This window comes from Cupriavidus sp. GW823-FHT07B10, assembly GCF_058794355.1.
In genome coordinates this window covers 23,221-46,219 of the sequence record NZ_JBXAGS010000018.1, presented here as the reverse complement: position 1 = coordinate 46,219, position 22,999 = coordinate 23,221, and the positions used below count along the sequence as shown (strand labels likewise).

The following is a 22,999-nucleotide window of genomic DNA, read 5'->3' as shown; positions in this document are numbered from 1 at the left end:
GCAAGCGGCCACGGCTCCCCCCTGAAACCGTTGAACAGCCGTTGAATTTTCGGGTATCGCCCCCTATCTAACGGTCATCGCGTCCGCTTTCCCCCGGGACGCGGCTCACGATTACACGGAGATCACCGCAATGTTCAACTGGGTCAAGACCTTCATGCTGATGGCGGCCATCACGGCGCTGTTCATCGTCATCGGCGGCATGATCGGCGGGCGCAGCGGCATGATGATGGCGCTGCTGCTTGCGCTGGGCATGAACTTCTTCTCCTACTGGTTCTCGGACAAGATGGTCCTGCGCATGTACAACGCGCAGGAAGTCGACGCCGGCAGCGCGCCGCAGTTCTACGGCATGGTGCAGGACCTGGCGCAGCGCGCCGGCCTGCCGATGCCGCGCGTGTACCTGATCAACGAAGACGCGCCCAACGCCTTTGCCACCGGCCGCAACCCGGAGCACGCCGCGGTGGCGGCCACCACCGGCATCCTGCGGGTGCTGTCCGAGCGCGAACTGCGCGGCGTGATGGCGCATGAGCTGGCGCACGTGCGCCACCGCGACATCCTGACTTCGACCATCGCCGCCACCATGGCCGGTGCGATCTCGGCGCTGGCCAACATGGCGATGTTCTTCGGCGGCCGCGACGAGAACGGCAACCGCAGCAACCCGATCGCCAGCATTGCCGTGGCAATCCTGGCCCCGCTGGCGGCATCGCTGATCCAGATGGCAATCTCGCGCGCACGTGAATTCGAAGCCGACCGCGGCGGCGCCGAGATCAGCGGCGACCCGCAGGCACTGGCCAGCGCACTGGACAAGATCCACCGCTACGCCCAGGGCATCCCGTTCCAGGCGGCCGAAGAACACCCGGCCACGGCGCAGATGATGATCATGAACCCGCTCTCGGGCGGCGCCATCGCCAATTTGTTCTCGACCCACCCGGCCACCGAGGAGCGCATCGCGCGCCTGATGCAGATGGCCCAGACCGGCACCTATCCCGCCTGAGCGGCCGGAAATCCGGGGCAGGGCCCCCGCACAGGGTAAACTGCCCGCTGTTCCGCATGGACCGGCGGGCTTTTTTTTGTGCCCGCGCCGGCCTGCTTCCCGATTCCAACGCCTGATCCGCCGCCTGACCGATATGCGCCTGCCTCCCGATTCGCTTGCCTTCCAGATGCTTGGCGCCGCCGCCGCGGTGCGCGCCGTCAGCGAAGGCACAGCCCTGCCCCAGGCGATCGAGGACGCCGCCGCGCAGCTGCGGCTGGACCGCGTGCAGGATGCCGCCACGCGCGGCGCGCTGCAGGACATCGCCTATCGCACCATGCGCCAGTTCGGTACGGCACGCGCACTGGTGACAAAGCTGGTCACGCGCCCGCCGGGCGCGCAGGTCGATTCGCTGCTGGCGGTGGCGCTGGCGCTGCTGCTGGAGCACGCACCGGGCCCGCGCGACAAGCAGGACGGCGCGGACGCCGGCCGCCCGGGCTACAGCACCTTCACCGTGGTCGACCAGGCGGTCAGCGCCGCCGCCTCCGAACCCAAGACTGCGCATGCGCGCGGCCTGGTCAACGCGGTGCTGCGCCGTTTCCTGCGCGAACGCAAGGCGCTGCTGGCCGAGGTCAACCGCGACGAGCAGGCGCGCTGGAACCTGCCGCCGTGGTGGCTGCGCATGCTGCGCGAGGCCTACCCGGACCAGTGGATGGCCCTGGCCGCCAGCGCCAACGTGCGCCCGCCGATGACGGTGCGCGTCAACACCGCGCGCGTGTCCGTGCAGCAGTACCAGACCGATCTTGCCAACGCCGGCCTGGCTGGCCATGTGGTCGGCCCGCAGGCCGTGCGCCTGGTGCGCGCGGTGCCGGTGACGCAGTTGCCGGGCTTTGCCGAAGGCGTGGTCTCGGTGCAGGATGCCGGCGCGCAGCTGGCCGCGCCGCTGCTCGAGGTGGCCGACGGCATGCGCGTGCTGGATGCCTGCGCGGCGCCCGGCGGCAAGACCGGGCACCTGCTGGAACTGGCCGATATTGAAGTCACCGCGGTGGAAAGCGACCCGCAGCGCACCACCCGCATCGCCGAGAACCTGGCGCGCCTGGGCAAGCAAGCCAGGATCGTGGTCGGCGATGCCAGCCGGCCCGCCGACTGGTGGGACGGCCAGCCCTTTGACCGCATCCTGGCTGACGTGCCGTGCTCGGCTTCGGGCATTGTGCGGCGCCATCCCGATATCCGCTGGCTGCGCCGCGAGACCGATATTGCCAAGCTCATCACCGAGCAGCGCCGCATCGTCTCGCAACTGTGGCCGCTGCTCAAACCGGGCGGCATCCTGGTCTATGTCACCTGTTCAATTTTCCCAACGGAAGGCGAGGAGCAGGCGCGCTGGTTTGGTGCACAGCTGGCAGATGCGATACGATTGCAGGCGCCGGGGCAGCTGCTGCCCGGCACCCATGCCACGCAAGCCGCCGGCGCCAATGGCGAAAAGGACGCCACTGCCGGCACCAGCCTGCCGTCGGATCACGATGGCTTCTTCTACGCCCGCTTCCAGAAACGCGCCTGATCTGATCCGATGCTGAGCACGCCGCGCCTGTCAGACTTCCGCGTCATGGTGGACACGAACGTGGACACTGCCGCGGACCGGGCGTGCCTGCATCTGCGCCCCGGCGGCGCGGGCAGGCGTGGCCTGCTGGCGCGGTGGTGGCTGGCACTGGTGCTGGCGCTCGCCTCGCTACTGTGGCTGCCGCCCGTCGCGCGCGCGCAGGTCATCGAGGCCACCGAGGCGCGCATCGAATTCCAGGACGGCGGCTTCGAGCTCGCCGCCAGCTTCGACTTCGACCTGCCGCCCGCGCTGGAAGACGCGTTGCACAAGGGCATCTCCCTCTATTTCGCGGTCGACTTCCAGCTCTCGCGCTCGCGCTGGTACTGGTTCGACGACAAGCCGGTCAACACCACCCGCAGCGTGCGCCTGTCGTACCAGCCGCTGACGCGCCAGTACCGTGTCTCCACCGGCGGCCTGCAACTGCCGTTCACGCGCCTGAAGGGCGCGCTGCAGTTCATCCAGCGCGTGCGCGGCTGGCGCGTGTTCGAGCGCAATGTGGTCAAGCCGGGCGAGACCTACCACGCGGAAGTGCGCATGCGGCTGGACCTGTCGCAACTGCCCAAGCCGTTCCAGATCAACGCCGTCAACACGCGTGAATGGAACCTGGCCTCCGACTGGCGGCGCTTCGCCTATACGGTGCCGACGGACCTGAACGCAGCGCCGCCACCGCCGCCGCCCGCAGCGCCGCCGCCCGCGCCGGCCCCAGGCCCCGTGTCGCCGGCGCTGCCGGCCTCGCCCGCCGTACCCGCGCCTGCGTCGGCGCCTGCTGCTGCCATTGACTCACGCGGCCTGACCATGCAGACGGTGTCCTACGGACTGTCGCCCGCACTGCTGCTGCAGCCCGCCTCGAGCCAGCCATGAACAACTCGCTGTGGGACAGCCGGTTCCGGCGCGTGCTGTACCGCGTCGTGGCCGGGATCATCGTCTTCCTGGCACTGGTGCTGGTGGGCCTGCTGGCCGGCGCATCGGCCAACACCGAATTCTTCGATCGCTATTTCACGCTGCTGTTCAAGGTGAACCTGGTGATCGGCGCCCTGCTGGTGCTGATCGTGGGTGCGCTGGCGCTGACGCTGTGGCTGCGCTATCGCCGCGGCAAGTTCGGCACGCGGCTGATGACCAAGCTCGCCGTGTTCTTCGGCGTGGTGGGCGTGCTGCCCGGCGTGCTGATCTACCTGGTATCGCTGCAGTTCGTCTCGCGCAGCATCGAGTCCTGGTTCGACGTGCGCGTGGAAACCGCGCTCGAGGCCGGCCTGAACCTGGGCCGCTCCACCATCGACAGCTCGCTCGCCGACCTGCAGGTCAAGGCACGCCTGATGGCCGAGCAGCTCGCCGGCGCCTCCGGCGTGGCCACTTCGCTGCAGCTGAACCGGCTGCGCGAGCAGTATGGCGTCCAGGAAGCCGCCATCTTCACCGGCAGCGGCCGCGTGCTGGCCACGGCGTCCAGCAACTACGCGTCGCTGGTGCCGGACCTGCCTTCGGGCGTGCTGGCCGAACAGGCGCGGCTGGCCGGCGGCTACGCGGCGGTGGAGGGCGGCACCGACCCGTCGGGCGACGGCAGCCCGAGCCCCGAACGCGTCGACAGCAGCCACCTGTACCGGCTGCGCGTGATCATTCCGCTGGGCGCCAGTCCAACCGCGGCACAGGATGACGCCGCAGGCGGCAGCGCCCCGCGCGCGCTGGCCAAGCCGCCGCGCTGGGCCGGCTCCGGCCTGTCCGTGGAGCGCCGCCCGGAGGAATCGCCGTCGAGCGGCTTCGGCCTGGTCGGCGAGACCGTGCGCGAGGAACGCTACCTGCAGGTGCTGCACCCCGTGCCGGCGGTGCTCGCGCGCAATGCCGACGAGGTCCAGCGCGCGTACCAGGAATACCAGGAGAAAGCGCTGGGCCGCACCGGCCTGCGCAAGATGTATATCGGCACGCTGACGCTGACGCTGTTCCTGGCCGTGTTCATCGCGGTGATGCTGGCGCTGCTGCTGGGCGGGCAATTGGCGCGGCCGCTGCTGATGCTGCTGCAGGGGACCAAGGAAGTGGCCGAGGGCGACCTCTCGCCCAAGCGCGAACTGAAAAGCCGCGACGAGCTCGGCATGCTCACGCAGCAGTTCAACCAGATGACGCGACAGCTGGCCGAGGCGCGGCTGGCGGTGGAAGAGAACCGCACCGCGCTCGAGCAATCGAAGGCCTACCTGGAAAGCGTGCTGCAGAACCTGACCGCCGGCGTGCTGGTGTTCGACCGCCGCTTTGTGCTGATTACCGCCAATCCGGGCGCGGAGCGCATCTTCCGCCAGCCGTTCGGCGCGGTGCTGGGCCTGCCGGTTGAGCAGATCCCTGGCATGGGGCCGTTCGGCGAGATCGTGCGCCAGGCCTTCTCGGACCAGAACACCAGCGAGGTGCTGGGCGGCGCCGAGCACTGGCAGAAGCAGATCGAGCTGCCGCAGGGCGAGGAACAGCCGCTTACGCTGCTGGTGCGCGGCGCACGCCTGCCCGGCGGCGAGCGCGATGAGCCCGGCTACGTGATCGTCTTCGACGATATCTCCGATGTGATTTCCGCTCAACGCTCGGTGGCCTGGGGCGAGGTGGCACGGCGCCTTGCGCACGAGATCAAGAACCCGCTGACGCCGATCCAGCTCTCGGCCGAGCGCCTGCAGATGAAGCTCTCGCCCAAGCTCGAAGGCACCGACGCCGATGTGCTCAAGCGTGGCGCGGCCACCATCGTCAACCAGGTGGCCGCGATGAAGCGCATGGTCGATGACTTCCGCGACTACGCGCGCACACCGCCCGCGGTGCTGCAGTCGCTGCAGCTCAACAGCCTGGTGGCGGAAGTGCTGCACCTGTATGGCATCGATGATCCCGCGGTGCACGAGCATCCGGTGATTCATCCGACGCTGGGCACCGCGCTGCCCGAGATCAAGGGCGATCCGACGCAGTTGCGCCAGGTCATCCACAACCTGCTGCAGAACGCACAGGATGCCGCCACCGAGAACGTCGCGGCCGGTAGGGCGGCGCCCCATATCACTCTGAACACCGAGACTGTAGAATACAAAGATTCTGCCGGCGAAAACCGGCAGGCCGTCAAGCTCACCATTGCGGACAATGGTCCCGGTTTTGCGCCACGAATCCTGAGCCGTGCGTTCGAGCCCTACGTGACCACGAAAGCCAAGGGCACGGGCCTGGGGCTCGCGATGGTAAAGAAGATCATTGACGAACACGGCGCGCGAATCGAGATGCGCAATCGCATGGAAGGTGCGGAGATCGTCGGTGCACAGATCTCGATCCTGTTCGTTAAACTGACATAGTCAACAATGGCGTCCGGTCCCGGAACGCTGCGGTGGGGTTAAGAGGGGAAGTATGGCAACGATCCTCGTAGTCGATGACGAAATGGGAATCCGGGAGCTGCTCTCGGAGATCCTCAGCGACGAAGGCCACGTGGTTGAACTCGCGGAGAACGCGCTGCAAGCGCGCGAATACCGCGCGGCGGGTACGCCCGACCTCGTGCTGCTCGATATCTGGATGCCCGATACCGATGGCGTGACCCTGCTCAAGGAATGGTCCGCGCAGGGACAGCTGACGATGCCCGTCATCATGATGTCGGGCCACGCCACCATCGACACGGCGGTCGAGGCGACCAAGATCGGCGCGCTCAATTTCCTTGAGAAGCCGATCGCACTGCAGAAGCTGCTGTCCGCGGTCGAGCAGGGCCTGGCCCGCGGCATCGAACGCCCGCGCAGCAGCTCGGCCACCACCGCCGCCCCCGCCACGGTCCCGTCTGCCGAACCCGGTTCGTCAGACATCGTGCCCGAGACCACCGCCGAGGCCGCCCCCAACGGCAGCCCCGCGCGCGTGCCCGAGGCCGAGATGCAGTTCTCCTTCGACATGCCGCTGCGCGAAGCGCGCGACCTGTTCGAGCGCGCCTACTTCGAATACCACCTGCTGCGCGAACACGGCAGCATGACCCGCGTGGCCGAGAAGACCGGGCTGGAGCGCACCCACCTGTACCGCAAGCTCAAGCAGCTCGGCGTCGAACTGGGCCGCAACAAGCCCGAGCCGGCCGAGCAATGAGGCTGTGACGCACATGACGCTTGACTGACCAAAAAAGTCCAGTTATAGTTTCGCTTCTTTGGCCCGGTAGCTCAGTCGGTAGAGCAGAGGATTGAAAATCCTTGTGTCGGCGGTTCGATTCCGTCCCAGGCCACCAGAACAAGAAAAGCCCGGCTCCCGCAAGAGCCGGGCTTTTTGCTTTGTGGCATCGCATAGGCAGATTTGTGTACAGGCAGCGCTGGGCCCTGTGAACCGGCGTTGGTAACCCGCCGCGAGATACTGAACCATGTCGACGAAACGCAAAATCCATATCCCATCTGATGCCGAGGACAAGGCGCTGACGCTTGCCGCGCGCGCGGACGCGGACACCCCCCGCTCACCGCCCGGGAACTGGCCCGCATGCGGCCGGCGCGGGAAATCCTGCCGAGACTGGTAGGGGATAAGATGGCCCTGGTCATGCTGCAGCCCCGCTGCCGGCGTGCTTGACCAACGCGCAACAGCCAACCCAGAAGTAAATATCTTCTACTTGGCAGCCGATATATGTATCTCTACGATGGCCTGACGCGCTGCCGCCCGGCGGCGCGGACCGAGCCGGCCAAGCCGCACCCATAACGCGGACAGCCGGTCCAGGGCTTACTTTCTTACCGGGGGGTCTGATGGATACGTTGATCGGGACAGACAACCGCTGGCCGCCGCAGACTGCGGGCGAAGAGCGCGGATTGTGGAAGAGCACCATGGCCGCGGCCAGCCACGCGCTGGGGGCGGCGGGGCGGGTGCAGCAGGCGGTCTCGCAGACGCTGAAGCTGCAGCACAAGATCCGCGCGCTGCGCGACGAGCTGCACCAGATGGAGGCCGAGCGCGACGTCTACCGCGAGCTGCATGCGCGCACGGTCGAGGAGCTGCACCAGGCGATCGACCGCAGCCCGGCAGAGATCCGGCGGCTGCGTGCGGAGACCGAGGCCATGCAGGTGCGCCACCGCGCCTACAAGCTGCTGGTGCAGCACTACATGCGCCTGGGCACGCCGATCGATCCCGGGGTCTTTGCCGAGCAGCGCAGCCGCGTGCAGCAGCACATCCTGTTCCAGCGCCGCAAGGGCATTCCGGTGGCACAGATCCGCGTCGAGGACATCGCGTTCCTGCTGCGCTGAGGCGCGCTGCAGCCGTCAAGCCATGCGCTTTGCCGCGATGGGCCGGCTGCACTAACATGGCGGCAGCGAAGCATCCCGCACTCGCATCCGACACTGCCAAGCCACCATGTTCGACATCCAGAACTACACCAGCTTCGTGCTCGCCATCCTGGTGTTCCAGCTGATCCCCGGCCCGGGCACGATCGCCATTCTCAACGCCACCGCGCGCAATGGCATGGCGGCCGGCATGGGCGCGGTCTGCGGCACGCTGCTGGGCGACCTTGTGTACATGCTCGCCGCGGTGGCGGGGCTGGCGGCGGTGATGCAGGCCAATCCGCTGCTGTTCCACGGCTTGCAATGGTTCGGTGCCGCGTACCTGTGCTGGATGGGGGTGCAGCTGCTGCGTACACGCTTTGCCGCGGACGCCGGCGTGCCCGAGCCGCGCAAGTCCACGCGCGTATACCTGCGCCAGGGCTTCACGGTGAGCCTGACCAACCCCAAGGTAGTGCTGTTCTTTGTCGCGTTCTTCCCGCTGTTCCTGCGCCCGGATGCGTCGCCGGCCACGCTGGCGGCGATGATGGCCCACGTCACGGTGCTCAGCCTTGCCTACCAGGCGGCGCTGGTGCTGGCGGGCAACGCGGTGGCCAGCCGGCTGCGGGCGCTGCCGTTCGCGCGCACGCTGGCAACGCGACTGGCCGGGATCGCGCTGGTCGGCTTCGGCCTGCGGCTGGCGGCCAGCAACCGGTAACGGCCCGCGGCCAGCGCCGCGATTCGATACCGCGCGTCTGCACACAACAAAGCGGCCACGCATTGACGCGCTCCGTGCACGAACGGAACACTGTCGCGTCCGCGCTCACCGCATGTGCGCGGGCTTGCTACTGAACCGCCACCGTTCGAGGCGTCGTCTCAGGCGACGTTGTCCATCTTGCCGCTGCACGTTTTCCTTACTGCCTTTGCCGCGATCTCGCGGTCGCTCTCGTATCCCGTTCGTTGCTCCGCTTTATCGCTGCCGCGCGCCGTCAACGGAGCGCAGCGATGAGTACGCTCGTACGCCGCCTGGTGGCCGAAGGCCTGGGCACGGCCCTGCTGGTGGCGATCGTGGTGGGCTCCGGCATCCGTGCCGAGCGCCTCGCCGCAGGCGACACCGCGCTGGCGCTGCTGGCCAATTCGCTGGCCACCGGGGCTGGGCTGGTGGCGCTGCTGGTGTCGCTGGGCCCGGTGTCGGGCGGCCATTTCAATCCGGTGGTGAGCCTGTCGGCGCTGCTGCAGGGCACGCTGCCGCCGCGCGATGCGCTGCGCTATGTGCTGGTGCAGGTGGCGGGCGGAGTCTGCGGCGTGCTGGCCGCCCATGCGATGTTCGGCGAGCCGGCGCTGGCCTGGTCGGCCCAGAGCCGCACCGGCGCGGCGATGTGGTGGAGCGAGTGCGTGGCCACCTTCGGCCTGGTCGGCGTGGGCATCGGCACGCTGCGCAGCCGGCCGCAGCTGGTGCCGTTCGTGGTGGCAGGCTATATCACCGCGGGCTACTGGTTCACGTCGTCGACCTCGTTTGCCAACCCGGCGCTGACCATCGCCTGCGCGCTGACCGATACCTTCACCGGGATCCGGCCGCAAGACGTGCCGGGCTTCGTGCTGGCCCAGATCGGCGGCGGGCTGGCTGCCACGCTGCTGTTCCACTGGCTGTGCCGCAAACCCGCTGCGGCCGCCACGGCGCAAGCCGACTGGCGCGCTGCGCCCGCCAGCGCCCCTACCAGCGCCGATTGAGCTGCACGCCGAAGATCGAGCCGCTCGCCTGCGAGGCCCACGCGTCGGCCGGCGCGGTGTAGCCGATGCCGTCGACGTCGCTGGCACGGCTATAGGTGTAGAAGGCGCGCAGGTTGGCATTGCCGGCCGACTTGCCCAGCGTCAGCGTGGGCGCCACGGTCAGCGCGGTGCGCTGGCCGCTGACGCCGAAGCCGGACGAGATCTGGTCGTGCGAGACCTCGAAGTTCAGGCGGAACTGGTTGCTGGCCACGTAAGCAGGACGCAAGCGCGTGGTGGTCCACTGCAGCGTGCCGACCGGCGACCGGTCGAACTGCAGGCTTTGCTCCACCGCGCCGCTCAGCCCTGAACGGCCCCTCCATTCCATCGATTCCGCCACGCGCGTGCGCGACAGCGCCGGTCCCATGCCGGTGTAGCCGGTCATGGCGTTGCGCGATCCCGATCCGAACTGCACCCCGAACCGGTTGGTGCCGTACAGCACGCCTTTCTGCTCATGCAACGCAGACGCCCACCATGCACCGCCGGGGTCCTGCACCAGCGGCTGCGCCTCCACCCGCGTGAAGCCGAGCTGGATCGAACCCTGTTCGTTGGTGTTGATGGGCGCGGTGCGCAGCGAGTGGTAGCTGGGCAGGTTCTGGCCGTTCTGGTCGGCGCGCGCGGTGTACTGGTAGCTCAGGCCGATATCGCCGATCACCTTGGCGTTGTCGATGCCGAAGCGCATCGCCGTGGAATTGGGCGGCAGCAGGCCGGACGACAGCAGGAACGGCGCATTGTCGCGCCGGCCGGCCCACATGGTGGCGCCGTCCAGCACCGCCAGGCCGCTGACGGCGGTATAGAACTGCGGCACCAGGGCGTAGGGATCGATCGCGGCGGGGCGGCCATTGACCGTGGTGGCGTCGGTGCCGCGCGCCTGCGCGATCAGCATCACCTGCGCGCCGCCATCCAGGTCCAGCACCGATTCGCGGATCTTGACCTCGCCGGCGCTGCGGCAGGCCAGGCCGTTGCCGATGCCGGTGGAAAGTGCGCCGCCGGGGCAGGCGCGCATGGTGGCCGGGCGTTCCTCGGCCGCGGCGCGGCCGCTGTAGCCGAGGCGCCACACGGAATCCCCGGCGGGGTCGTCGGCGGGCAGCTGCGAGTGCAGTACCGGCGGGGCGTCCGGCGGTATGCCACCGGTGGTGCTGTCCGCCGGCTCGGCGGGCGCCTCGGCCTGGAACTGGCCGAGCCGGGGCGGGAACAGCACCAGTGGCGGCGGCGGCTGGGGTGGCGGTTCAGGCGGTCCGACGAAGCTCGGGTCGGCAGCGGAGCTGGTGCCGGCCAGGGTTGCCGGCGCGCTGCCGTCAGGCTGCACGCCGGGCTGGGCAGCCGGCTCGCCCGTGGTACCTGGCGCCGGTGCCGCTGGCACGGTCACGCTGGCCGCGGGTGCCGCTTCGCCGGCGATCAGCGCCGCCAGTGGATCCTCCGTGCTTGCCGTGGCCGGCGTGGCAGGCTCGGCGGCTTGCGCCGAACCAGCGGTCACCACCGGCGGCACCGCCGGGCGCGGTTCGATGCGGGGCGGCGGGGTGGTCGCGCTGGTCGTCGCATCCCCGGTCTGCGCGCACGCGACCAGGCCCCACGCGGCCAGCACGGCAAAACCGAGGCGGCGCAGGGGCAGGCCACCGCGTCCGGCAGGGCCGGGACAAAGCGGGATGGCGGGAATCCGACGAGAGACTGGCGGCAATTCGGACAGCAATTCAGTCAAGCAACATCGATGGCCGGAGCAGGCAAGGGCTCCGGAGGCGGGACTGTTTTTTATCAGCCGACCCATTTGACCGCAAGCCGGGTTACAAAATCCATCACACTGTGCGCCGTCTCACAATGCGAAAAACCCCCGGATATGGCGCGATTGACTAGCGAAAACCCGCACTTGCGCGATACCCCGTGGCGAAAGAGCCACCGCTATAATCGGCTGGCTTGTCTTTCGGGTAAGACAGCCCTTTGCCGTGGCCCGCGTCCGGCGCCAGGCATGCTGGGCACGCCGCCGTGCCCGTTCGCAACAGGCACAGCGTTGCGCAAGCCGCTGTACCCCGGCGGCTGGTGCGTCACGGTCCGGCGCGCGGCATCATGCAAGCCGCGAGCCTGCATCCGAATCAATATCTATAAGAGGAGAAGTGGAGATGGAACGTCGTTCCTTTCTGTTGAAAGCGTCGGCCGTGGCCGCCACCGGGGCACTGGCCGCGTGCGGCAAGGGTGAAGAGAAGGCTGCACCTGCCGCAGCCAGCGGGCCGGCAGCGCCGGCCGTGGTCGGCAGCAACCCGGCCGTGGAATGGCGCCTGGCCTCGAGCTTCCCCAAGTCGCTCGACACCATCTTCGGCGGTTCCGAACTGCTGTCGGCCCGCGTCAAGGAACTGACCGACGGCAAGTTCAACATCAAGGTCTTTGCCGCCGGTGAAATCGTGCCGGGCCTGCAGGTGCTGGACGCGGTGCAGAACAACACCGTGCAGATAGGCCACACCGCCGGCTACTACTACTTCGGCAAGAACCCGACGCTGTGCTTCGACACCACGGTGCCGTTCGGCCTGACCGCACGCCAGCAGAACGCCTGGATGATGCAGGGCAACGGCATGAAGCTGATGCGCGAGTTCTTCAAGGAATACAACGTCGTCAATTTCCTGGGCGGCAACACCAATGCACAGATGGGCGGCTGGTTCCGCAAGGAAATCAAGACCGTGGCCGACCTGCAGGGCCTGAAGTACCGCATCGCCGGCTTTGCCGGCGTGGTGCTGTCGCGCTTGGGCGTGGTGCCGCAGCAGATCGCCGGCGGCGACATCTACCCTGCGCTGGAAAAGGGCACCATCGATGCAGCCGAGTGGGTGGGCCCGTACGATGACGAGAAGCTGGGCTTCTACAAGGTGGCGCCGTACTACTACTACCCGGGCTGGTGGGAAGGCAGCGCGCAGCTGTCGTTCTACGCCTCGGCCACCGAGTACGAGAAGCTGCCGGCGCTGTACAAGCGCGCGCTGGAAACCGCCACCATCGAGGCGCACACCAACATGATGGCCAAGTACGACACGGTCAACCCGCAGGCGCTGGCCCGCCTGCTGGAAAACGGCGTCAAGCTGCGCCCGTTCTCCAAGGAGATCATGGAGGCCTGCTTCAAGGCGACCCAGGAATCCTACGCCGACGAAACCGCCAAGAACCCGTCGTTCAAGAAGATCTACGACGACTGGCGCGTGTTCCGCAACAACCAGGCCGCCTGGTTCAACGTGGCCGAGCAGGGCTTCGCGCAGTTCAGCTTCGCGCGCAAGCTGTAAGCGGCACACTGCCCCGGGCCGCACGGGGCTTGCCGCAAACCCCATGTTCCCTCGGGAGCATGGGGTTTTTTGTTGGCCACGGCAGGCGGGCGCCCGCCGGGCGGGGATCGCGCGGCGCCGGTAGAATCGCCGGCATCTACCGGAAATCCCTATGCAACTCGGCATTCTCTACGCCCTCCTGGCCTACATCATCTGGGGGCTGCTCCCGCTCTATATCAAATCGCTGCCCGGCATTGCGCCGCTGGAGATCCTGCTGCACCGGATGGTGTGGTCGCTGGTATTCCTCGGCCTGATCCTGACCTGGCGGCACCAGTGGGCGTGGCTCGGCCGGGTGCTCAGGGACCGGCGCCTGCTGCTGTCGTTCGGCGCCAGCGCGGCGCTGCTGTGCGCCAACTGGTTCCTCTACATCTGGGCGGTGTCGGCCAACCGCGTGGTCGATGCCAGCCTGGGCTACTTCATCAACCCGCTGTTCAGCGTGCTGCTGGGCGTGGTCTTCCTGCACGAGCGGCTGCGCCTGGTGCAATGGCTGTCGATCGCGGTAGCCGCGGCCGGTGTGGCCTGGCTGACGGTGGCGGCAGGCCAGCTGCCGTGGATCGCGCTGGGGCTGGCGGCCAGCTTCGGCGGCTATGGCCTGCTGCGCAAGACCGGCGCGCTGGGTGCGCTGGAAGGGCTGTCGCTGGAGACGCTGCTGCTGTTCCCGCTGGCCGCGGCGGCACTGGCCTGGCTGTTCGCGACCGGCCAGGACAGCTTCACCCACGCAGCGCCGGGTACGCAGTGGCTGCTGCTGCTGGCCGGGCCGGTCACGGCGGTGCCGCTGCTGTTCTTTGCGGCCGGCGCGCGGCGCATTCCGCTGTCGTTGCTGGGCCTGCTGCAGTACACCGGGCCGACGCTGCAGCTGCTGCTGGGCGTGTGGCTGTGGAACGAGCCGTTCCCGGCGCAGAAGCAGGTCGGCTACGCGCTGATCTGGCTATCGCTGGCCTTGTATGCAGCCGAGGGGCTATGGATGAATACGCGGCAGAAGTCCGCTATCATCCAGTCGATCAATGAAACCAACTAAAAATCAACTCATTTCATTTGTCACACGCATAACTGATACGGTGCCTGGCCACCATGTCTGCCCCGCCTGATGCCACCCCCGCAGTCCAGCGCAAGATCATCCATTGCGACTGCGACTGTTTCTACGCCTCGGTCGAGATGCGCGACGACCCCTCGCTGCGCGGCCGCCCGATGGCCGTGGGCGGCTCGCCCGACCGGCGCGGGGTGATTGCCACCTGCAACTATGAAGCGCGCGCCTTTGGCGTGCGTTCGGCGATGCCGTCGGCGCAGGCGCTCAAGCGTTGCCCGGACCTGCTGATCGTGCGCCCGGCGATGGACAAGTACCGCGAGGTCTCGCGCCGGATCTTCGCGATCTATCGCGAATACACCACGCTGGTCGAACCGCTGTCGCTGGACGAAGCCTACCTGGACGTGAGCCTTTGCACCCGCCACGCCGGCAGCGCCACCCGCATCGCCGAGGAAATCCGCCAGCGTGTGCGCGATGAAGTGGGCGTGACGGTATCGGCCGGGGTGGGGCCGAGCAAGTTCGTGGCCAAGATCGCCAGCGACTGGAACAAGCCCGACGGGCTGTTCGTGGTCAAGCCGGCGGCGGTCGATGGCTTTGTCGCCGCGCTGCCGGTGGAACGCATCCACGGCGTAGGCAAGGTCACCGCGGCCAAGCTGCGGCGCCTGGGTGCCGGGACCTGCGGCGACCTGCGGCCGTGGTCGCCGGACCGGCTGCACCGCGAGTTCGGCGTCTTCGGGGCGCGGCTCTACAAGCTGTGCCGCGGGGTCGACGAGCGCGAGGTCACGCCCGAGCGCGAGCGCAAGTCGATCAGCGTGGAAGAGACCTATGCCGACGACCTGCCCGACCTGCAGGCCTGCATGGCCGAGCTGGAACCGCTCATCGCCATGCTGGAAGCCCGCATTGAGCGGGCTCAGGCACACGACACCATCGACAAGCTGACCGTGAAGCTGCGCTTCTCTGACTTCCGCCAGACCACGGTGGAATGCCGCGGCCACGCGCCGGACCGCACCGTCTACGCGCGCCTGCTGGCCGAGGGCCATGCGCGCCGGGGCTTGCCAGTGCGGCTGCTGGGGGTGGGGGTAGGGACCAGCGACCGGGATACGTCGCAGCTGGAACTGTTCGACTGAGCGCAGGATTATTCTAGCGAATAATCAACGCACCTTAAATAATGGTGTATTGATAAATCGCATCAATAGCCAAGCTATTGCAGGTCGTTGCGCATCACCAGCAGCCACGGCATATGCGAATTGGTGACGCCGTCGAGCCGGCCCGAATCGCCCAGCTCGATCTCCTCCATCGACACCGACTGCTGGACATTGCCGCCGATGGCACGCACCACGCGCGTGGCCGGATCCACGCCGACCACGATGTCGCAGTGCATAGGGGTGGTGCCGAAGCCGATTTCGGCGATGTCCTCCAGATAGCGGTCGCGTCCGCGCCCGGCGCAGATGATGTCGCCGGGCCGGGGCATGGCGGGGACGGGCTCGATATGGAAGGCTGGCCTGGGCAGGATGCCGTCGCGGGCATCGACCACGTACATCGAGTGCGACTGCCCGGTCAGGAACTGGCGCTCGTCCAGCCCCGCCTTGCGCAGCACCCATGAGATAAACACCGCCGACCAGGCCCAGGATCCCTGCGTCACCTGCCGGCAGCCGGGCGCTTCGCCGACGATGCCCCAGTAGCGGCGCGCCAGCGAGCAGCCCAGGGGCGTGGCTTCCATGCCGGTGCCGTCCGGAAAGGACAGGCAGCTGGCGGCCGGTGGCGGATTGCCGTTGGTCTTGGATTCGGTATCGGTGGTGGCGGCAGCGGGTGCCCCGGCCTCCGCGGGGGACGGTGGCTGGGCCTCCGGGATCTCTGGCAGTGGCGCAGGCAGTTCCGGTGCGGGCACCGGGCTGTAGGTGACGCAGGAGGTGTCGTCCCGGCCCAGCCGCACCACCTGCCCGCCCCAGCGGGCCCATTCCTGCGTGGCGATCTCGACGATGCGTTCGCGCGGCGTGGCGCCCGGGCGCGTCACCGGCCTTTCGGTGTCGGGCAGCGCGCGCGCCTGCGGCCGCACCGGCTCGCTGACGGTGGTGCAGGCACTCAGCAGTGCCAGCGCCACGGCAACACAGGCCGCGCGCATGGTGCCTGCAGCCTGTGGAGAAAGCTGTGGAACCGGCTGTGGAAAGCGCTGTGCATAACGCTGTGGAGATCTGCGGCGCGGCGGACGGGCAAGCATGGAGGCCCCATGTGGCACGGCACCCGGTCCGGCCTGTCACGGCCACGGCTGGACGCCTGTTGGAAGACTTCGCGCGCGATCGCTCCGGCGACGGATTCAGCGATGCGGCGGATACTGCAGAAAATCAGCTTACCGCTGTGGATAACGTCCCCCGCCTGGCGCTCGCCTGCGCCCTCGGGCACCGGGCGGCGGCATGGCGGGGTCTGACAATTCGGGCCCTGCAGTGCAGCCCGTCAGGCTCACTGGTTGACAGCGTCCTTGAACTTCTGGCCAGCCTTGAACTTCACGGTCTTGGCTGCTTCGACCTTGATTTCTTCGCCGGTACGCGGGTTGCGCGCCATGCGCTCGCCACGCTCGCCCTTGCTGAACGTGCCAAAGCCGATGAGGCTCAGCGTTTCGCCCTTGGCCACGGCGTCCATGATGGCCGACAGGGTCACGTTCAGTGCCTGTTCCGCCTTGGACTTGGTCAGACCGTCCACCCCGGCTGCGATAGCGTCGATCAGTTCGGTTTTCGTCATGCTTCACTCCGTATCGAGTTGATAAAACACAGGCGTCCGCATGCCGGGCGGCCTGACTGGCACCGCTCCGGCAAAGACACCGCGGGCCACATGATACCGTGTCGGACAAGGCGCACCGGGAACAGATTGTTACCTGGCAGTTTCCGCGAGGCCGCGCCAGGCTGGGCTTCGCGGCAAATCGACGCAGCTGGGTACAGCCATCGCAAGCCGCGGAAGGTGACGAAAGCGTCCTAAGCTGACAGGCAGGGGCCCCCAGGTCGCGCAGGCGAGATAGCGGGCGGGCCGCGTACCTAGCCTCTCACCCATCCCTCGCCAGAGGCCCTCAGAGGCCCTCTGCGCACGCGCAGGCGCATTGGACAGGGCTGGAGAGCGAGTGACGGCCAGAAACGCTTGCAGGCGCTCTGGCAGCCTCGGAGGCGCAGACTGCACTATGTTGCATGTTGTCGGATCATTGGGCTGGCGGCGAACCCAGCCGCTATTCGGCGCATGCATGGCACCTTGCCGGGGCGGTTTACGGACCGGCTCCAGATCCTGCGGGCGGCGTATACGCGCAAGTCGGTGTGGTTGGGCGTATACGCCCGAGGTATACGCCGAATCTTCAAATCCAAAACCACAAAGCTTCGCGCTATCGCGACGTTTACAGTCCCGGCCATTTGGATGATGCCTTGGGGGCATTCTTTTGCTGACGCCGTTGGTTCGTTCTTTCGGTTTACCTTTTTCTTTCATGTATACAAATAGTAGTAGTAAGTAAACACCCGCCCCCGCTGTGGAAAACCACGTAAACGTCTTTCGGTTCAACGGTTTACGTAAACGAGAAGTGGTCGTATCCAATGTTGGTCGAGGTGGATGACTCAGCCATCCGGAGGAGGCCAGTGCCGCAAGCCCTCCGACTTATGCCTGAGGCATCCCCATGCCAGCCCCAGGCAGCCCACATCCAATCCGCGTGCTTGTCCACAGTTCGAGGCGGGGTTATCCACACGCGGGGACGTAAACGGGCGTCGCGGCTGAGGCGGAAATGGGGTGCCGTATACGTGTCAATCGCAACCAGGGCGTATACGGTGAGGTCGCCGGAAAAGGGGGTTACGTATACGTGTCACGGTTGCACCGGTATCATCCCCGATCGCGCCGGAACGGCCGGCACAGCGGGCCACTCAGGCAAACAGGCGACGAGCACGGAAAGGCAAATGGCGGACAAGGCAAAGCGCAAGGCAGCGGACGAGGGCAAGAAGAAGACGGCGAGCGACCGGATCGAGGTGCGCCAGTCAGGCGTGCACGGCAAGGGCGTCTATGCGATCGGCCAGATCGCCGAAGGCGAACGCGTGATCGAGTACAAGGGCGAGCACATTTCGTGGAAGAAGGCGCTGGAGCGCCATCCGCACGATCCCAGCGATCCCAACCACACTTTCTACTTCAGCCTGGACGACGGCAGCGTCATCGACGCCAAGTACGGCGGCAACCGCGCGCGCTGGATCAACCACGCCTGCGAACCCAATTGCGAAGCGCGCGAGAAAAAGGGCCGCGTCTTCATCCACGCGCTGCGCGACATTGCCGAGGGCGAGGAGTTGTTCTACGACTACGGCCTGGTCATCGACGCGCGCTATACCGCCAAGCTGAAGAAGGAGTTCGAGTGCCGCTGCGGCAGCCCGCAATGCCGCGGCACCATGCTGGCACCGAAGGAAAAGAAGAAGAAGGCCAAGTAAGGCGCGCGTCCCAACCCGCGCCTCCGCCAGCGCAGCGGCGGGTTCAGGCCACCGATCCTGGCGGTTCGCAGGGGATCCGGATCACGAAGCGCATGGTCGGCCGCCGTTCGGGCGCGCCGTCCGCGGCCGGGGCATCGCCGGCCGCACCTGGAACCGGCGGCACGTCCTCGATGCGGATGGTGCCCTGGTGCAGCGTCACGATCTCATGGACGATGGCCAGTCCCAGCCCGGCGCCGCCGCTATGGGCCGCCCGCCCGCCGCCCGGCTCAGGGGCGCGGTCGCCGCGGAAGAAGCGCTTGAAGACTTCCTCGCGCCGCTGCGGCGGGATGCCGGGGCCGTTGTCTTCCACCATCACCACCGCCATGCCGCGGTGACCCATGGCCTCGCCGCCGGCGCGCACCGTGATGCGCCCGCCCGCGGGCACGTACTTCACCGCGTTGTCGATCAGGTTGGACAGGGCCTCGCGCATCAGCAGCCGGTTGCCGCGCACCACCGCGGGCGCGCTGCCGGTGAAGGTGGGGCCGGGCAGGATCTCGAAGCCCAGGTCGATGCGTTGCGCCAGCGCCTGCGGCACCCACTCGGCGCCGATCTCGAAGGCCAGCTCGGCCAGGTCGAAGTGTTCCACCGGCCCGAGACGCTCCAGCGACAGCCCCGGCTCGGCGCGCGCCAGCGACAGCAGCTGGTTGGACAGCCGCACCGCGCGGTCGGCGGCGGTCTGCACCTCGCGCAGCGCATGCCGGGCAACTTCCAGCGAATCGGCTTCCTGGGCCCGGTCGGCATGCAGCTTGACCGCGGTCAGCGGGGTGCGCAGCTGGTGCGCGGCATCGGCAATGAACTTGCGTTGCGCGTCGAGCGCGTCGCGCAGCCGCGCCAGCAGCGCATTGAGGCCGCGGATCAGCGGCGCCACCTCGGCCGGCACCTGGGTCTCGTCGAGCGCGGCGAGTGAGCGGGCAGTCTGCCGGTTGAGCTTGTCGGCCAGGATCTGCAGCGGCACCAGCTCTTCCTTGAGCACGTGCGACAGGATCAGGCTGCCGACCAGCAGCAGCAGGATCAGCGGCACCGACACCGACAGCAGGATCTCGTTGGCGGCGGTCTCGCGCCGGTCCAGCAGCTCCGCCACCTCCACCACGATCGGCCCGCGCGCGGGTTTGCCGGCCTCGCTGGTGCCGAGTTCGTCCACCGCGGCGCTGGGCAGCATCACCGGCAGCCGCACCGCGCGCACCTGGCGCCCGCTGAACCAGGCGTAGAACAGGCGCGCATCGTGCAGCGTGGTCTGGCCCGTGCCGTAGCCCAGCCAGGTGTCCATGCCGCCGATCAGCCCGTCGGGGCCATGGATGCGCCAGTAGATGCGGTCGGTGCCCTCGGCCTCGACCAGCGTCTGCGCGATCATCGGGATGTCGTGCTCCAGGCGCGGGCCGGCAATGCGGATCTGCTGGGCGATGTTGTTGGCCACGCCATACAGCGCGCGGTCGAACACCTGCGTGGTGTAGTGCGCCGCCAGCCAGTACGACAGCGAGCCGCTGGTCAGCACCAGTGCAAACAGCGGCGTGGCCAGAGCGCGCAGCAGGTGCGCGCGCAGGCTGATGTTGGAGCCGGGGCGGGACGCCTGGCGCGTCGCCGCGGGGGTGTCGCCGGCGGCGTCAGCGGTGGCGGAGGCCGGGGGCACGTTCCGCGTTGCGATGCGGGAGGCCGTGCGCCAGGAAACCCGGGAGGAGGTGCGGGAGCGAGGCCACATTGCCGGCTAGGCCGAAGGGCAGGGCCGCGTGTCGGATGACCGTGGCGGCCGGAGCGGTTTCATTGTCCGGCGCGGATCTGCAGCAGGTAGCCGAAGCCGCGCACGGTGACGATCTCGACATCGCTGTCCTCGAGCTTCTTGCGCACGCGGTGCACATAGACCTCGATCGCGGTGTCGCCCACGGTGTCGCCGCCTTCGCCGGCGGGGTGGGCAAAGGTGGCCAGGTGGTCCTGCAGCTGCGCCTTGCTGACCACGCGGCCCTGGCGCTGCAGCAGCAGTTCCAGCACCGCGAACTCGCGCGGCGACAGCTCCAGCGGGCGGGCGTCGATAAACATGCGGCGGTCGTTGCCCGACAGCCGCAGGCGCCCCAGGCGCACGTCGCGCTCGGGGGCGGCCTCGCCCTGCTGGCTGCGGCGCAGCAGCACGCGCACGCGCGCTTCCAGCTCGGGCAGGGCGAACGGTTTGATCAGGTAGTCGTCGGCGCCGGCGTTCAGGCCCGAGAGCTTGTCTTCCAGCTCGTCGCGCGCGGTCAGGATGATGACCGGGGTGGTGCGGTTGCGGGCGCGGTAGCGCGCCAGCAGGGTCATGCCGTCGATGCCGGGCAGGCCCAGGTCGAGGATGACCAGGTCGTGCTGCTCGCGCAGCAGGTGTTCGGTGGCATAGACGCCGTCGTGGACGACGCGCATCTGGTGGCCAGCGCGGGACAGGCCGGCTTCGACGCCGCTGGCAATCTGGCGGTCGTCCTCGATCAGCAGGATACGCATGGCGGCAGCTCGGGCAGGAAGTTGGGCATGGCTGGAGGGAAGGCCTCTTGGCGCACACGGGAGGTGCGGGCCTGCCGCAGATTGTACTAGGCGCGGGCCTCCGCTTCCTTACGGATTGCCTACAGCGGCCCGATCCGGCGCTGCCGCCGCGCCCGCGCTTAGTCGGTCACCGCGTCGGCGGCGCGCTCGATGAAGTGGGCCAGGTCGATATCGCGCTGGGTCAGGCCGTTGGCATCGTGCGTTGACAGCGTGATGTCGACCCGGTTGTAGACGTTGAACCATTCCGGGTGGTGGTCGGCCTTCTCGGCCTGGATCGCCACGCGGGTCATGAAGCCGAAGGCGGCATTGAAGTCATGGAAGGTGAAGCGCTTGAAGATCGCGTCGCGGTCCGGGACGGTGGTCCAGCCGGGCAGGTCTGCCAGCAGCGTGGCACGGGCTTGCGGGGAAAGCGGAGTCATAGGGGGCTCGATCTGGTCGTAACGAAAACGAAGGCCGCAAATCAATGCGGACAGCCGGCCCGCCCGCGCCGTGGCGGCGGGCATGCCGGCATTGTTTCACAAAGCGGGAAGCGGGGCAGGGCGCCCCGGGTTTGCCGGCGAGGGCCGGATCAGATGTCTTCGGTATCGGCCCAGCCTTCGCGGGTGCCGACATTGAGCACCTGGTCGCCCGGGGCCACGTCGCCCGCGCCCAGCGTCGGCTGCGCGCGCAGTTCTTCGTAGAGCGGGGCAAAGTCCGGCCGGGTGGCGTCGAACAGCTGTTCGAAGCTGTCGATCACGAAGTAGGTCTTCTGGAAGGTGTCGATGCGGTAGCGCGTGCGCATGATGCGGCGCACATCGAAGCCGATCCGGTTGGGGCTGGCCGAATCCAGGCTGTAGATCGACTCGCCCTGGCTCGACAGGATGCCCGCTCCGTAGATGCGCAGGCCCTGCGCGGTGCGGATCAGACCGAATTCAACCGTGTACCAGTACAGCCGCGACAGCATGTCCAGCGCGCCCAGCCCGTTCGCCTTCAGGCCGCCCTTGCCATAGGCCTCCATATAGTCGGCAAAGACCGGGTTGATCAGCAGCGGCACATGGCCGAACACGTCGTGGAAGCAGTCCGGCTCCTGCAGGTAGTCCAGCTGCTCGGGCTTGCGCATCCACCAGCTGGCCGGGAAGCGGCGGTTGGCCAGGTGCTCGAAGAACACCTGGTCCGGCACCAGGCCGGGCACGGCCACGACCTGCCAGCCGGTGGCGCGCATCAGGGTTTCATTGAGCTGGTCGAAATCGGGGACGCGGTCCTTGTCCATGCCCAGCGTGGCCAGGCCCTGCAGGAATTCATCGCTGACACGGCCCTGCAGCATCGCGGCCTGGCGCTCGTACAGCTTGCGCCAGATGGCGTGGTCGGTGCTGGTGTAGCGGTGCACCGGCTGGGCGATGGTGAAGTCCGGGCGCAGTTCCTGGCCGGACAGCAGGCCGGCGTCGAACTGTTCCTTGAGCTTGTCGGTCAGGGTGCCCTGGAAGGCGCCGGGGGCTTCGGTGGCCGTGGCGATGGACATAGGTGCGCGTCTCCTTGTAATGCGTGCTTGCTGCATCGGTGGCAGCATCAATGCGGATTTACTGCGTAGTTTAGACATCCAGGCGCGCAGAAAGGCCGCAAAATCCGCTTGTATTGGTGTTGTGACGCATATAATGTGCATTATTCAACTGAAGAATGCGGGATTTGTGTATGACTGCCTCCGGCGTCTCCCTGGACCCCTTCGACCTCGCGCTGCTGGCCGTCCTGCAGGCCGACGGCCGCACCACCCACCAGCAGCTGGCCGAACGCGTGCACCTGTCGCCCAGCCAGGTCGGGCGCCGGCTGGCGCGGCTGGAAGCCGACGGCGTCATCACCGGCTACCGCGTCAACCTGTCATCGCAGGCGCTGGGCCTGGGGGTGATGGTCTTTATCAGCGTCAAGCTGGCCCACCATGCCGACACCATCATCGAACGCTTCCGCGAAGAGATCCTGCTGCTGGAAGAGGTGCAGGAGTGCTATTCGGTGGCCGGCGAGGCTGACTACCTGATCCGCGTGGTCGTGCCCGACCTGCCCACGCTGGCCGAATTCACCATGAAGCGGCTGATGCGGGTGCCGGGCGTGGAAAGCGTGCGTTCGAACATCGTGCTGACCGCGATCAAGTGCGACGGCCCGCTGCCGCTGTCGCACCTGCGCTGAATCTTTTCCTGCGGCGCGTTGCAGGTTTGCGTGCCGG

At 67.8% G+C, this 22,999-nt stretch carries 20 protein-coding genes and 1 tRNA gene; 14 read left to right on the top strand and 7 right to left on the bottom strand.

Translation table 11 applies throughout. The features are described from left to right. Window positions 1-130: 130 nt before the first annotated feature. From htpX to AC1Q6V_RS27730, 9 genes are all read left to right on the top strand, one after another. Entirely contained in the window at window positions 131-991 is an 861-nt protein-coding gene (gene htpX, locus AC1Q6V_RS27770; protein WP_010811323.1) for a zinc metalloprotease HtpX, read from the top strand. Window positions 992-1,124: 133 nt separating this feature from the next. Continuing rightward, entirely contained in the window at window positions 1,125-2,525 is a 1,401-nt protein-coding gene (gene rsmB, locus AC1Q6V_RS27765) for a 16S rRNA (cytosine(967)-C(5))-methyltransferase RsmB (protein WP_010811322.1), read from the top strand. 9 nt (window positions 2,526-2,534) lie between these two features. Further along, window positions 2,535-3,425, top strand: a complete 891-nt coding sequence (locus AC1Q6V_RS27760; RefSeq protein ID WP_081050210.1) for a DUF4390 domain-containing protein — start codon at window positions 2,535-2,537, stop codon at window positions 3,423-3,425. Further along, complete coding sequence (locus tag AC1Q6V_RS27755; protein ID WP_010811320.1) at window positions 3,422-5,854, top strand: sensor histidine kinase; 2,433 nt, start codon at window positions 3,422-3,424, stop codon at window positions 5,852-5,854. The genes AC1Q6V_RS27760 and AC1Q6V_RS27755 overlap by 4 nt, the downstream gene beginning before the upstream one ends. A 52-nt stretch (window positions 5,855-5,906) precedes the next feature. Continuing rightward, window positions 5,907-6,617: a response regulator gene (locus AC1Q6V_RS27750; protein ID WP_011616260.1), complete on the top strand. Its 711-nt coding sequence runs from the start codon at window positions 5,907-5,909 to the stop codon at window positions 6,615-6,617. Between the two features lie 60 nt (window positions 6,618-6,677). Beyond that, window positions 6,678-6,753: transfer RNA gene (locus AC1Q6V_RS27745), tRNA-Phe, on the top strand. 499 nt (window positions 6,754-7,252) lie between these two features. Beyond that, entirely contained in the window at window positions 7,253-7,744 is a 492-nt protein-coding gene (locus AC1Q6V_RS27740; protein ID WP_011616259.1) for a hypothetical protein, read from the top strand. 106 nt (window positions 7,745-7,850) lie between these two features. Continuing rightward, window positions 7,851-8,471 carry a LysE family translocator gene (locus tag AC1Q6V_RS27735; protein ID WP_010811316.1) on the top strand — a complete coding sequence of 207 codons (621 nt, stop codon included), beginning with the start codon at window positions 7,851-7,853 and terminating at the stop codon, window positions 8,469-8,471. Window positions 8,472-8,758: 287 nt separating this feature from the next. Next, window positions 8,759-9,484 carry an aquaporin gene (locus tag AC1Q6V_RS27730; protein WP_010811315.1) on the top strand — a complete coding sequence of 242 codons (726 nt, stop codon included), beginning with the start codon at window positions 8,759-8,761 and terminating at the stop codon, window positions 9,482-9,484. On the opposite strand, the gene AC1Q6V_RS27725 is transcribed toward AC1Q6V_RS27730, so the two are convergent. After that, window positions 9,468-11,285 carry a carbohydrate porin gene (locus AC1Q6V_RS27725; RefSeq protein WP_454750766.1) on the bottom strand — a complete coding sequence of 606 codons (1,818 nt, stop codon included), beginning with the start codon at window positions 11,283-11,285 and terminating at the stop codon, window positions 9,468-9,470. The genes AC1Q6V_RS27730 and AC1Q6V_RS27725 overlap by 17 nt on opposite strands. Before the next feature lie 349 nt (window positions 11,286-11,634). Between AC1Q6V_RS27725 and AC1Q6V_RS27720 the strand changes: the two genes are divergently transcribed. From AC1Q6V_RS27720 to dinB, 3 genes are all read left to right on the top strand, one after another. Further along, the gene (locus AC1Q6V_RS27720; RefSeq protein WP_010811313.1) at window positions 11,635-12,771 is read left to right on the top strand and encodes a TRAP transporter substrate-binding protein; all 1,137 of its coding nucleotides are present in this window, start codon (window positions 11,635-11,637) and stop codon (window positions 12,769-12,771) included. 151 nt (window positions 12,772-12,922) lie between these two features. After that, the gene (gene rarD / locus AC1Q6V_RS27715) at window positions 12,923-13,828 is read left to right on the top strand and encodes an EamA family transporter RarD (RefSeq protein WP_454750765.1); all 906 of its coding nucleotides are present in this window, start codon (window positions 12,923-12,925) and stop codon (window positions 13,826-13,828) included. Between the two features lie 53 nt (window positions 13,829-13,881). After that, window positions 13,882-14,961, top strand: coding sequence for a DNA polymerase IV (gene dinB, locus AC1Q6V_RS27710; protein WP_010811311.1), 1,080 nt, complete (start codon window positions 13,882-13,884; stop codon window positions 14,959-14,961). Window positions 14,962-15,035: 74 nt separating this feature from the next. Here dinB and AC1Q6V_RS27705 read toward each other — a convergent pair whose 3' ends face one another. After that, window positions 15,036-16,052, bottom strand: coding sequence for a DUF2272 domain-containing protein (locus AC1Q6V_RS27705; RefSeq protein WP_011616254.1), 1,017 nt, complete (start codon window positions 16,050-16,052; stop codon window positions 15,036-15,038). A 239-nt stretch (window positions 16,053-16,291) separates the two neighbouring features. Further along, window positions 16,292-16,570 carry an HU family DNA-binding protein gene (locus AC1Q6V_RS27700; protein WP_010811309.1) on the bottom strand — a complete coding sequence of 93 codons (279 nt, stop codon included), beginning with the start codon at window positions 16,568-16,570 and terminating at the stop codon, window positions 16,292-16,294. A 1,184-nt stretch (window positions 16,571-17,754) separates the two neighbouring features. Here AC1Q6V_RS27700 and AC1Q6V_RS27695 point away from each other — a divergent pair. After that, window positions 17,755-18,270, top strand: a complete 516-nt coding sequence (locus tag AC1Q6V_RS27695) for an SET domain-containing protein (protein ID WP_010811308.1) — start codon at window positions 17,755-17,757, stop codon at window positions 18,268-18,270. Window positions 18,271-18,313: 43 nt separating this feature from the next. Here AC1Q6V_RS27695 and AC1Q6V_RS27690 read toward each other — a convergent pair whose 3' ends face one another. From AC1Q6V_RS27690 to phhA, 4 genes are all read right to left on the bottom strand, one after another. Further along, window positions 18,314-19,936, bottom strand: coding sequence for a sensor histidine kinase N-terminal domain-containing protein (locus tag AC1Q6V_RS27690; protein ID WP_439671080.1), 1,623 nt, complete (start codon window positions 19,934-19,936; stop codon window positions 18,314-18,316). Window positions 19,937-20,064: 128 nt separating this feature from the next. Beyond that, window positions 20,065-20,769 carry a response regulator transcription factor gene (locus AC1Q6V_RS27685; protein ID WP_010811306.1) on the bottom strand — a complete coding sequence of 235 codons (705 nt, stop codon included), beginning with the start codon at window positions 20,767-20,769 and terminating at the stop codon, window positions 20,065-20,067. Window positions 20,770-20,927: 158 nt separating this feature from the next. Continuing rightward, window positions 20,928-21,227: a 4a-hydroxytetrahydrobiopterin dehydratase gene (locus AC1Q6V_RS27680; protein ID WP_010811305.1), complete on the bottom strand. Its 300-nt coding sequence runs from the start codon at window positions 21,225-21,227 to the stop codon at window positions 20,928-20,930. Between the two features lie 149 nt (window positions 21,228-21,376). After that, complete coding sequence (gene phhA, locus AC1Q6V_RS27675) at window positions 21,377-22,306, bottom strand: phenylalanine 4-monooxygenase (protein WP_010811304.1); 930 nt, start codon at window positions 22,304-22,306, stop codon at window positions 21,377-21,379. Window positions 22,307-22,476: 170 nt separating this feature from the next. Between phhA and AC1Q6V_RS27670 the strand changes: the two genes are divergently transcribed. Beyond that, window positions 22,477-22,962, top strand: a complete 486-nt coding sequence (locus tag AC1Q6V_RS27670; protein ID WP_010811303.1) for an Lrp/AsnC family transcriptional regulator — start codon at window positions 22,477-22,479, stop codon at window positions 22,960-22,962. Window positions 22,963-22,999 lie beyond the last annotated feature (37 nt).